The organism is Virgibacillus oceani, assembly GCF_041521345.1.
In the GTDB taxonomy this organism is placed as follows: Bacteria; Bacillota; Bacilli; order Bacillales; family Amphibacillaceae; genus Virgibacillus_N; species Virgibacillus_N oceani_A.
The window spans coordinates 290,730-303,233 of sequence record NZ_JBGOHB010000001.1; the positions used below are offsets into that span (position 1 = coordinate 290,730).

Genomic DNA, 12,504 nt, shown 5'->3' on the forward strand with positions numbered 1-12,504 from the left:
AAGCCAATGTCACTACGGTGGGGCGAAAAACAACTGTACCATGGCCACAGCATAGGAAGGTATATACTTTCCTATCTGCCTATGAAAGGAATTTAACTATGCCACCAAACAAAAATAAAACAAAAAGTATCTTCATATTAATAGCCATCATGCTGGCTTTAACAGGTTTTCGTTTGCTATGGCTTTTTTACCATGCCCCAACAACGGATCAGCCAGTAGCCGAAGATGGACTGTTGGATTTAAGGGAGCATGATTTAAATGATGACCAAACTGTTACACTTAAAGGGGAGTGGGCTTTTTTCCCTGATAGTTTAGTAGAAAACACGCAGCAACTTCCTTCTAATATAAGTGAAAATATTCGAGACATATCTGGAGGTGCTGATGAGGATTCCCATCAATTTGGTACATATTATTTAAAGATTCTCGTTGATGAAGCGGCAGATGCAGATCATTTATTTTCCATACGCATGCCATCTGCGAACACCGCTTCTGCTCTATTTGTAAATGGTCATTTAATAGATCAGTCCGGCGATGTAGCTGCAGTTGAAAATAATCATGGGGGGCAAGGCAACCCATATGTCGCTTCGTTTTCAGAAGAAAGCAATGAAATCGATATTATGCTTCAGGTTTCCAATTTCGATACCAATGAAGGTATTGGCATAAGCAGTCCCATTAAATTTGGCACATCACAGGCTATAACAAGCAGTAAAAATCTTGAAGATGTATTATTAATAACTATGGTAGTTATTCTTGTGCTCCATAGTATTTATAGTCTGCTCATATATATTTTCATTTCCCGGAAAAAAATCATGCTTTTTTTTGCCATTGGATTTCTCTTTCCGGCTATAGATGAGATGCTTACATATGATAGTGCTACAATGGAATGGTTGCACTTAAATTATGAATGGTCATTTAAGCTTAAAGAACTCATCTATCTTGGAGCTGCGTTATTTCTTGTACAAATCATGAGAAATTTATTAAGAATTTCCAAGGAATATAAACGCTTTCGCTGGTTGACTGTGCTTTATGGCATCTGTGCACTGCTTATTGTCGTTCTCCCATTGAATTACTTAATTCAAATAAATACAATGTTTTTCATTCTTTATTTTATCTCCTTTGTCGCTGTTGTACCATTAGCTTTAAAGGAATACTTCCGATTTAAAGATGAATCCATTTTCATTGCTATCGTTGTTGTAGGTACGACTTCAGGTATTGTTTGGGGACTCATTAAAGCTGTTTCAACAGTGGAAATACCTTTTTATCCGTTTGATTACTTAATGGCATTTCTCGGATTCGCCGTTTTCTGGTTCAAACGTTTTTACCGGCAAAATAAGCAAGTGGTAGACCTCGTTGATGAACTGGAACAAGCAGATAAGAAAAAAGATGAATTTTTAGCAAACACGTCCCATGAATTACGCAATCCGTTGCATGGAGTTATGAATATCGCACAAACTGTTTTAGATGATAGAAAAGGAGATTTATCAGAGGAAAATAAGAAGAATTTACAATTACTGGTGAGTGTTGGACAGCACATGACATTTACCCTTAATGATCTTCTTGATGTCACACGGCTGCGGGAGCATCGTATAATACTGGAAAAAGAAAATACAGATCTTCGTACCGTATCCCTGGGCACCTTAGATATGTTGCACTTTATGACGGATAGAAAAGAAATTCAATTTCGTATGGATATTCCACGCTCTTTTCCGAAAGTACATGCAGATGAAAATCGTCTCATTCAAATTCTGTTTAATTTGCTGCATAATGCCGTTAAAAATACAAATAGCGGAACGATCACCGTATCTGCTGACCATAAAAATAAAATGGCCACTGTTTATGTTAAAGATACAGGTGTTGGCATGAGTAAGGAAACACTAAATAACGTTTTCCTGCCTTATGAACAGGAAGATTCGGGGATGACATCCAAAGGTGGCGGAATCGGTTTAGGCCTGAACATTTGTAAACAATTAATAGAATTACATGGCGGAGAGATTTCTGCTGACTCAACGGTTGGGAAAGGTACTGTTTTCTCTTTTACACTGCCTTTGGCTAAAAGCACTGCTGAAGAAATAAAGAGCAGATCGCAAACTGCAGCTGTCATTGATGACGACAGAGGATTGGTGATAATGAACGCTGAGCCGTCTATTTCTGAAAGGGTATCTTTATCAGGAGAAGACAAAGCAAAATTTTAGTCGTAGATGATGATCCTGTTAATTTACGGGTGATGAAAACCATGCTTGCAACAGAGTATGAAGTCATCACTGCAACGAGCGGGGTATTAGCACTGGATCTGATTGATGGCAGGGAATTGGATTTAGTCATCTTTGATGTGATGATGCCCTATATATCAGGTTATGAATTAACACGAATCATTCGCAGCAAATATACCATTTCCGAATTACCTGTCTTGCTGATTACGGCACGAGATAAGCTTGAGGATATTTCCGCCGGATTCCATGCCGGTGCTAATGATTATATTGTAAAGCCTGTAGAAGCATTAGAATTATCTGCCCGTGTAAAAGCACTGGCAAATTTAAAACAATCCATCCAGGAGCAGCTCCGGCTGGAGGCGGCCTGGCTTCAATCCCAGATACAGCCGCATTTCCTGTTTAATACGTTAAATACGATTGCGTCACTAAGTGAAATAGACACGGAAAGAATGACTAAGCTGCTGAATGAATTTGGAAATTATTTGCGAAGAAGTTTCGATGCAAATAATACGGGATCTCTAACACATCTTGAGAATGAGCTGGAATTGACGAGGTCCTATTTGTATATTGAACAGGAGCGATTTGGCGATCGATTACAAATTGAGTGGGACATGGAAGATGATCTTGATTTTCATATCCCGCCATTAACGATCCAGCCGCTTGTGGAAAACGCGGTCAGACATGGCGTGCTTAAACAATTACATGGAGGAACGGTAACAATACGGATTACCGAGCAGGAATCGCACTTTGAAATTGCGGTTGTGGATGAAGGTGTTGGAATGGAACAGGAGAAAATTCGGAAAATACTTGATGAGCAGCCTCATCACTTGAATGGAATTGGGGTTGCTAATACGAATAAACGGTTGAAAAAGCTGTATGGGGGAGGGTTGGAGATGGAGAGTGAGCCTGGTGCTGGGACTAGCGTGCGATTTCAGGTGCCGAAATGATGGTAACTATCAAAGTAATGTCAAAAAAAGCTGCCATATACTTTTTACAGTACATGGCAGCTTTTGCTGTGCATTCCTATTCTTGTAGTTTATATTTGTCATACTGCTTTTCGCTTACGATAGATCATCATGAGCGCAAATCCGATAGCTAGCAAGGCCATACCAATCAAAAGTATATTGTAGATATTTGTTGCTGTATCAGGCATGCGATCTCCTGTACCTGCTTCATCACCCGTAATTGAGACTTCTGTTACGTCATCTTTTTGAGAATCGCTTGGTTTGTCTGTTGGTCCTGGTGTCGTTGCCTCTTCTTCAGGTATGAGCGTGTTGGTGATGTCATAGCCTTCTACTGTAGATTCGTATCCTTCTACAGCATCCTCTGAAATAGAATAATCTATTTCTTTCCCAGCTTTGTATTTCGGCAAGTTTGTGAAGCTGTAGTTCCAATCGTCAGCTTCGGTTACTTTTATGGAATGAACAACTTCTCCATTTGCCAAAATATTAACTGTAATGGATTCCGGACGAGTGTAGTCCTCGTTATCGACATCTTCCCAAGTCTTTGTACCAGAAATTTCTATTTCTTCCGGTGTGTAGGCATTGGTGATGATGATGTTTCCATGATCTGCATCATTCACTGTTGTTTCATACTTAGGCACTTCTGTTAATTCAACTACTGAATAATCAATGGTTTCTCCTGCTGCTTTTTCATCCAGTTCTGTCCAAGTGTGCGTCCAGTTGTTCGCTTCAGAAAGTTCTACCGGATCACCATGGTTTTCACCATCTGCTGTTAGTTGAACTTCGATGTTTTCTGGGCGGATACCATCTTGATTATTAGCGTCATCCCAGTTTTTCGTTACAGTTACTGCTGTTTGTCCCGGTGTGTATTGATTTGTAATATCGAAACCTTCAATTGTTTGTGTGTAATTCTCTACAGTATTCTCTGTAACAGTGTACGTAATCTCTTCACCAGCTTCGTATTTTGGCAGATCTGTGAAGTTATACGTCCAACCATTTTCTCCTGTTACTTCAACTGAATCAACTTGCTTCCCATCTGCTAACAGATTCACTGTGATTATGTCTGATCGGATGCCGTCTTGATTGTCAGAGTCATCCCATGTTTTCGTACCTGAAATATCGATTTCTTCTGGTGTGTGGGTGTTAGTAATATTGAATCCGTCTATTTCGGTTTCGTATCCTTCTATCGCTGCTTCTGTGATCGTGTAAGTTATTTCTTCACCTGCTTCATATTTCGGCAAGTTTTCGAAACTATAATTCCAGTCGGTTACTTGCGTTACTTCTTCTGAATCAATAATTTCACCATTTGCAAGCAGATTCACTGTAATGGATTCTGGACGAATGCCATCTTGATTGTCGGCGTCATCCCATGTTTTCATTCCGGATACTACAATTTCTTCAGGTGTGTAGCTGTTTGTAAGGAGGAGATTTCCGTGATCTTCATCATTTACAGAAGTCTCATATCCTTCTGGTACATTTAGTTCTTCAACTGAGTAGGTAATCGGTTCTCCTTCTGCGTTTAATGGCAGGCCGTCCCAAATATACTTCCACTCCGCATCTGCAGTGATTTCTACTGGGTCTCCTGTTGCTTCACCATTTGCAAGTAATTGAACTTCAATGGCTTCTGGACGAATACCGTCTTGGTTATCGGCGTCGTTCCAGGATTTTGTTACGGTTGCTGTTGTTTCTTCCGGTGTGTAGGAGTTTGTTATTACAAAACCATTTTCATTTTCTTCATCTGCTTCAATAAATGTAGAATATTCTGGAAAGGTATTTTCCGTCACACTGTAATTAATCTCCGTGCCATTTTCATACACAGGAAGATTGGTGAATGTATGCTCCCAGTCTCGTGCTTCGTTTAATATTGCTCCTTCTACAATTCTGCCATCTGCGAGAAGAGTGACTGTTACATTGTTTGGACGAACGCGATCTCTGTCTTCTCCATCGTCCCATATTTTTGTAACAGGTATTTCTGTTACTTCTGGTGTGTAATTATTTGTAATGATCAAATTACCATGATCATTGTTATTAACTGTTACGGAATATTCTTCAGGTACATTTAATTCTTCAACCGTGTATGCTATTGCTTCTCCTTCTGCATAAGCATCTAAGCCAGACCATGTATATGTCCACTCATCAGCTGCAGTAACATCTACTGGTTCATCCACTTCCGTACCATTTCCATAAAGCTGTACTTGGATGGATTCAGGACGGTTACCATCTTGATTATTTCCATCATTCCATGCTTTTGTTACGGTAGCGGATGTTTCTTCTGGTGTATAGCTATTTGTGATGACAAATCCAGTTTCATTGTTTGGATCTGGATCAATGGAAGGAGAATAATCCGCCACTGTATTTTCTGTCACTCTATAGTTAATTTCTTCTCCATTTTCATTGACTGGAAGGTTGGAGAATGTATGCTGCCAATCATTTTCATCACCTAAAACTGTTGTACTGACAACTTCTCCATTACCTACTAGGTTTACTTCGACGTTGGTTGGACGAACACCGTCTTGGTTTTCTGCGTCATCCCATGCTTTACGAACCGTTCTTTCCGTTGTTTCGGGTTCATAACTGTTTGTAATTATAATATTTCCATGGTCCGTATCATCTACAGAGACTTCATAGCCTTCTGGAACATTCACTTCTTCGACCGTATACTCGATTGGTTCACCATTTGCATTGGCATCTAATTCATCCCACGTATGTGACCAATCAGATTGATCTAATGTTACGGGATCACCATAGTCTTCACCATCTGCTAAAAGTTGTACTTCGATTGTTTCTGGACGATTTCCATCTCGGTCACTATCATCATCCCAAGATTTTGTCACTGTTACCGATGTTTCTTCTGGTGTGTAGCTGTTTGTTATCGTGTAAGCTGGTTCTTCTTCTGTTCCAGTAAATTCAATAGTAGGTTGATAATCTATTACTGTATTTTCAGTCACTCTATAGTTGATTTCATTACCATTTTCATATACTGGAAGATCTATGAATGTATGTTGCCACTCATTCTCTTCATCTAGAACGGTTGTGCTTACAACTTCTTCATTACCTAATAAATTTACTGTTACGTTGTTTGGGCGGACACCATCTTGATTATCAGCATCATCCCATACTTTATTTATAGCTATTTCCGTTGTTTCTGGTTCATAGCTATTTGTAATTACAATATTTTCTTGGTCATCGTTATTCACATTTACTTCATAGCCTTCTGGGACGCCAAGTTCTGCAATCGTATATTCAACTGGCTCCCCATTTGCATAGACATCCAGTTCAGTCCATGTATACGACCAATCGGGACCTTGGAGCGTGATAGGTTCGCCATGCTGTTCGTCATTTGCTTCTAGTTGAACTTTGATAGAACTTGGACGATTACCATCCTGGTTATCAGCATCATCCCATACCTTTGTTCCTGTTATGTCAATTTTTTCCGGCTCATGTGTATTAGTTAAATTGAAGTTATAAGGATCATCCTCATCAGTTTCAACTTCACTTTCATAACCATTCACTGCTAGTTCTTCGATTGTATAAGATACTTCATTTCCTGCTCTATCTGTTGCAGGTAATCGATTAAATGAACCTGCCCAGTTATTATCTTCATCAAGTGTTAACTCTTGATCTGTTTCTTCACCGTCTGCCAATAATTTTACTATAATTGATTCTGGACGGATGCCGTCTTGGTTATCTGCATCATCCCATATCTTGTTCACGGTAACAGATACTTGTTCAACTATATATTCGTTTGTAATTGTCAAGCCATCTTCTGAAATCGTCTTTTCAAAATGGTCTGGAACCTCTACTTCATCGACAGTGTATACATACTCGTTTCCGTCTATATCTGTTACATCTAAGTCAGTCCATGTATACTCAGTTTCGCCACTTTCCAGTTTGACGGATTCATAAGCTCCACCATCTCTATATGGTTGCAGTTCAATAGAATCCGGTCTGACGGTTTCTCCGCCTTCCCATACTTTTGTTCCTGTTACATCAGTTTTTTCCTTTGTATTTTCAAAGGTATCCGAAACAATATTCTCTTCATTATTATCATATGCTGTATCAACAACCAGTTCTAATTCTTCTTCAGAAAGAACATACCCTGGTGGTGCTTCTTCCTCTACTAAATAATAAGTTCTAAGAGGTAAGTTTCCAATTTGAAGGATACCTTCATCTGTAGTAAATGACTCTTCTTGTGTATATTGAACTCTTTCACCATTTAACTCATACCATAACGTAAAGGTAGTGTCATTTGTAATTATTTCTCCAGTGTCTGAATCTTCTTTCGTAACACTTAAGGCTCCTCTATCCCTTGCCCATTCGCCACCTGCATCAGAGAATTGTCTGGCACTTAATTGACTGGACTCTTGAGTTTGCCTGTCAATACCAATTCCATCTAAGGAGATTCGATTACTTATGTTACCATCAGTTGCGGTAACAGCCGTAGTGTAATGTAAGACTAGTGTGTCTTCTAACTCACCAATCATACTGATGACCAGGTTTGTTTCTCCAGTAGGTTCATCATTTTCATCCGTTGCTGGTTCAACCTCAAGATTATAATCAGTTCCCGCTTTAAAACATTGCCTTGGTCTTGTAATCTATAAACTTCTAAACTATCTTCTATATAAATATGTCCTGAACTAATTGTATCTGTAATCTCAGCATTCTGAATGATTGATAGACTTTTGTTAACTGTTGCTTGCCACTCAACTTCATCACCTGTGAATACTTGATCACCAGTTAGATCGATTGCTCCTTTTTCCAGGAAGTAATCGTGCTTACTATAGTTAACGGTAGCAGTATAATCATATTTCTCGCCATCAACGTCAACAGTTGCGTTGTTGGTATACTTTGATTCTGAAATATCTGGTACGGATGTAGTAAATTCCACCACATATCTTTCTGTCACTTCATTGTCAAAGGTAATAGTGAACTCATTACCAGTAACAACGAGCTCATAATTTTCTGGCTCAAGTACTGTTCCAGTAATCTCTGTAGTTCCATCAGATTTCACATCATAAACGGATACCTTGATGCTATCATCATCAATTTCTCCTGTATAGTCTAATATATCTGTAATAGTAACATTTTCACCAAGGTTTTGTCCTTGGTAGTTCGTATATAGCTGCCAAGCAATTTTTCTTTCGCTGCCGCTTACCCAGCCATTACCTCTATTACCGTCTTCATCAAAGTGGACTAGTTGACCTTCTTTCTTACCACTGTTCCAAGAATCTTCTCTTACTTCGTAATAAGCATCATCTTCTTCATCAACTGTGTTCCCATTCTCAGTTGTTCCATCAAATTCAGCTTTATTTCTATATAGTACTTCTTCGTCTTCGTTAGAATGAGGAATCAAGAAATTGCCCTCAATTTCTTCTTGAGGATCATATGAGGTAGTGAAATTGACCACTAACTCTCCATCAGCTATCTCTTGGTGAAAGGTAATAGTAAATCCATTTTGATAGCCTTCCTCAATTTCATCCACAGTATAGTCTGGTCCCTCTTCAAGATCATCCTTACCAAGCTTAATATTAACCGAATCAGGCAACAAGATGAGTCCATCATTTGGGAAAGTATCTGTTATAGTAAATCCTGACTGAATATCTTCCCTTACAGGATTAACATTCAAACGCCAGTCGATGGTCTTCTCATTGTAATCAATTCCAGCAAAACTTTTCGTATAGGTGTTTGCATTTGGTACAATAGTGACTTCTCTTTCTTCTCCACCTTCACCAACCCCTTCACCTGTCATTCCAACCGTGTTTGTAAACTCATTAAGATTGAAATCATCAATACGTGTAGTGTAATTAATAGTAATGGTTTCCGTACCGACATTTACTAAACTTATCGTAAGCTCGGTTTTTCCAGCATGCTCGCCATCAGTAACATCTTCGGTATTCCAATTTGCATCAGCAAAAGTTGCTCCATCTTCATCTGTGACGATAACTTCCTCGAGAACCAACCCTTCTGGAAGGTAATCTGTAACAGTTACATCAGTTAATGGATGTTTTGCCTCATTAACTGTAACTTCCCATGTAACGGTCCGGTTTTCATAATCTACATTACCCACTTCTACTTTTTCAAGAATTGGATCTCTTTCTATAGTAACGGTTGCTTGATCATCATTTAATTCATCAACACCGTCATATAGCGTTGCATCATTTTCGAAACCGTTGTTTTCCAGGTATTCTCCGCTGTTGACTTCTTCCCAATCAACAGCTGTTTCAAATTTAATTCGGTAGGCATCCTCTTGTCCTAAGGATCCTAAGTTTATCGGGAATTCCGTAAACGTACCTTCATGGGGATCTCCTTCTACCCAGTTATCTCCATCTTGTGTAATTCTAACTACTTCGATAGTATCTGGGTCTACTGTTAATCCATAAGGGAGATTATCTTCTACTATAGCCTCGCTAATTAAGCTTCCATTTTTATTCACATCAATTTGCCACTTAATTACATCGCTATCTCCAACTTGCCAACCATCTTTTTCAATTGGATTACTTCTTGTCAACCCTCCAACTGTAGCATCGGCTGGTAAAGATTCCTCACCATATGCAAACGTTGCATCATTAGTAAACGATTCTGCTGCATAATTTTCGATGGCTGTCGTATATTGGACGCGATATCCATTAAAAGGTGCAATTTCACCTAATTCAATTGAGAATTCAGATGGATTTATAGCTGAAGTTACATCAGCACCTTCTCTAACATCTCCATCATAGCCAATGCTTAGCTTATGGATAACAAAATCTCTAGCTTCGCCTAATCCACTTGGAATATTATCCGCTAATGTTGCATCGGTTATCTCTTCATCATTTGTATTGAGCACATCGATCGTCCATGTGATTTCTCTTGCATCATGCTGCGTATCTGGATGTCCTTCCTTTTCAATACCGCTGTGGTCTATATTTGGTCGAGCGATAACAGTGATATTGGTTTCATCATTATCGCTAAATGGAATTTCTTGTTCAATATTTTCCCTGAATTTTTCTAAATCGAATTCTAAGCCGAGATCGACGTATCCGTTTCGGACATTATCATTTTCGACATTCTCATTAAATACAAATTTCAGGACGCCATTTTCAACATGATAAGTACCTACAACCGTTCCTTCAACAATGATGTTATCAAGTGGTGTAGTTACTATCTCAAACGCATCAGAAAGACGAACTTCGGCTGTATCTCCATCACGAGCATTAAGCCCTTCTGTACTCCAGTTAAATCTAAGGTTTGCAATAGTATCTTCATCTATTGAAATAACGTCACCATCTTGAACATCTTCTTCGTTAATTGTCAAACTATCAAAGGTAAAGATATTTCCTAAATCAGTAAGGGGTTGTACTTCTGAAAAAGCAGAAGTTGTGGTGCCTTCTTCCTCACTGACTTCGTTTGCCTCAGATTCATGATTTACAACTTCTTCTTCGTTGGCTTTCTCTGTTCTTTCTTCAGTTAAGCCCTCTTCTATAGATTCTTCTGTTGTTTCTTCTGCTACTTCTTCCTCTTGATTCCCTACTGAATCCTCTTCTTCCACAGCTTCTTCCGACTGATCCAATTGTTGCTCAACCGCTACTGCATCTACAACAAAAGTTCCTTCTGCTTCAGGATTTTCAGTAATTGCTTCATTAAAACTAACCGTCACCGCTCCATCTATCGCAGCCTGATAAGCTCCAACTTCCGTCTCACCTTCTGCATCTGACAATACTCCCTGCTGCTCCTCTTCCACAAGCAATCCTTCAGGAAGGGATAGAGACTCGGTATGCTCTGCTTCAATCTCTACATGCGCAATGGACCAATCAACATGCACATTCACTGCTGATTCGTCATCCATTTCGTCAATATTTATGGCATTTCCATCTTCATCAGTGTACGATACTCCAGTAAAAATACTTTGTTCCGACCCTTCCGCTACAGCTTGCGAAGGTAAAAACAAACTACTGGAAACCGTCTGAAAGACCAGCATAAATATAAACAGAATGCTTAATCTTTTGTTCAATTCAACATACCCCTTTCTTCAGTACATTTTATTCAGTATTGGGTGGTTCTATTTTCCTACCCAGAAGAACATTGTATAAGATAATCCTCTACAAATTATCTACAACACCTTAAAAAAACGTAATTTGTAATGTATAATGAAATTAAGGAATATATCAGACTGGGGGTATCATTGTGAAAGCAATTCTTGTTGATGACGAAGCACTCGCTTTGGATTTTTTGGAACACCAGGTAAACAAGGTTGCTAGTATTGAAGTCATAGGGACATTTAATTACTTGGACATCGAGAAAGATGCTGCTCACCTAGAGGAAGTTGATGTTGTATTTTTAGACATAGAAATGCCTGAGATTAATGGGCTTGAACTTGCAGAAAAAATACTGGAAATTGATGCAGATATTTCCATTGTTTTTGTCACCGCTTTTAACGATTATGCCGTGCAAGCATTTGACTTAAATGCATTAGACTATTTGCTTAAACCCCTTCAATTAAATCGGTTGAAAAAAACGATGGAAAGAGTGGAATTGAAGGCAAATAAGCAAATACATAAACCATTAGTTAAAAATAATATGCTGCGGGTAAATGTATCCAGGGAGCTGAGTTTCGAATTAACAAAAAATAAACCTGAAATCATTAAGTGGCGAACAACAAAAACGAAGGAATTATTTCTTTATTTACTTCATCACTGCGACAAAACGGTTCGTAAATCCGAACTAATCGAATTACTTTGGACAGATTTTCAAGAAGACAGGGCTTACTCACAATTATATACAGCAATATACCACATACGGAAAGCCTTAAATAAATACAGCGCCCATTTCAAAATAAAAAACATGGGAGAAGGCTACGTTTTGTCCACAAAAAATGTTTTCATTGATCTCGTTGAGTGGGAGAGAAAAATAAGTTTCGCTCCACCGATTAACTCAGAAACGATAATTAGCTATGAAAAAAATATGAAATTATATACGGGGCCTTTTTTAAAGGAATATGAATACTTATGGGCCGAGGCAGAACGGCATCGGTTAGTGCAGTTATGGCTGAAAACTGCTTATCAAATGGCAGGCTACTATGAGAATCAGGATAATATGGAAAAGGCAAAAACGTGGTTTGTTAAAATTTGTACCACCAGCCCGGAAGAAGAAGATGCTCAATTTTCATTAATGAAAATATATAGCAGGTTGGGATTCAGTTTACAAATAGACCGGCAGTATTATCAATTGGCTAATGCACTGGAAGAACTCGGTTTAGAAGTGAGTCCCCATGTGAGCAAATGGTTCAAACAATGGAAAACAAGGCAAACTCAAGTAAAGCCCTGACCTGCGCGGTGCGGGCTTTACTTGAAGCT

General features: G+C 38.8%; 5 protein-coding genes. 3 read left to right on the forward strand and 2 right to left on the reverse strand.

Annotated features, from left to right (window positions below; translation table 11 throughout):
- Positions 1-98 precede the first annotated feature (98 nt).
- On the forward strand, positions 99-2,192 hold the full coding sequence (locus ACDX78_RS01435; protein WP_486024714.1) for a sensor histidine kinase: 2,094 nt from the start codon (positions 99-101) through the stop codon (positions 2,190-2,192).
- Between the two features lie 41 nt (positions 2,193-2,233).
- The gene (locus tag ACDX78_RS01440) at positions 2,234-3,157 is read left to right on the forward strand and encodes a sensor histidine kinase (protein ID WP_486024716.1); all 924 of its coding nucleotides are present in this window, start codon (positions 2,234-2,236) and stop codon (positions 3,155-3,157) included.
- Between the two features lie 98 nt (positions 3,158-3,255).
- Here the strand turns inward: ACDX78_RS01440 and ACDX78_RS01445 are convergent, their stop codons facing one another.
- A complete protein-coding gene (locus tag ACDX78_RS01445; RefSeq protein WP_486024718.1) occupies positions 3,256-7,656 on the reverse strand; it encodes a Cna B-type domain-containing protein in 4,401 nt (1,466 codons plus the stop codon).
- Positions 7,653-11,162 carry a collagen binding domain-containing protein gene (locus tag ACDX78_RS01450; RefSeq protein WP_486024720.1) on the reverse strand — a complete coding sequence of 1,170 codons (3,510 nt, stop codon included), beginning with the start codon at positions 11,160-11,162 and terminating at the stop codon, positions 7,653-7,655. Before ACDX78_RS01450 ends, ACDX78_RS01445 begins: the two co-directional genes overlap by 4 nt.
- A 173-nt stretch (positions 11,163-11,335) precedes the next feature.
- Between ACDX78_RS01450 and ACDX78_RS01455 the strand changes: the two genes are divergently transcribed.
- Positions 11,336-12,475, forward strand: a complete 1,140-nt coding sequence (locus ACDX78_RS01455; RefSeq protein WP_486024721.1) for a response regulator — start codon at positions 11,336-11,338, stop codon at positions 12,473-12,475.
- The last annotated feature ends 29 nt before the right edge of the window (positions 12,476-12,504 follow it).

Excerpts from the sequence above, each read along its gene's own strand:
- ACDX78_RS01435 (WP_486024714.1), top strand. The coding sequence starts at position 99 with ATGCCACCAAACAAAAATAAAACAAAAAGTATCTTCATATTAATAGCC.
- ACDX78_RS01440 (WP_486024716.1), top strand. The coding sequence starts at position 2,234 with ATGCTTGCAACAGAGTATGAAGTCATCACTGCAACGAGCGGGGTATTA.
- ACDX78_RS01445 (WP_486024718.1), bottom strand. The coding sequence starts at position 7,656 with ATGATTGGTGAGTTAGAAGACACACTAGTCTTACATTACACTACGGCT.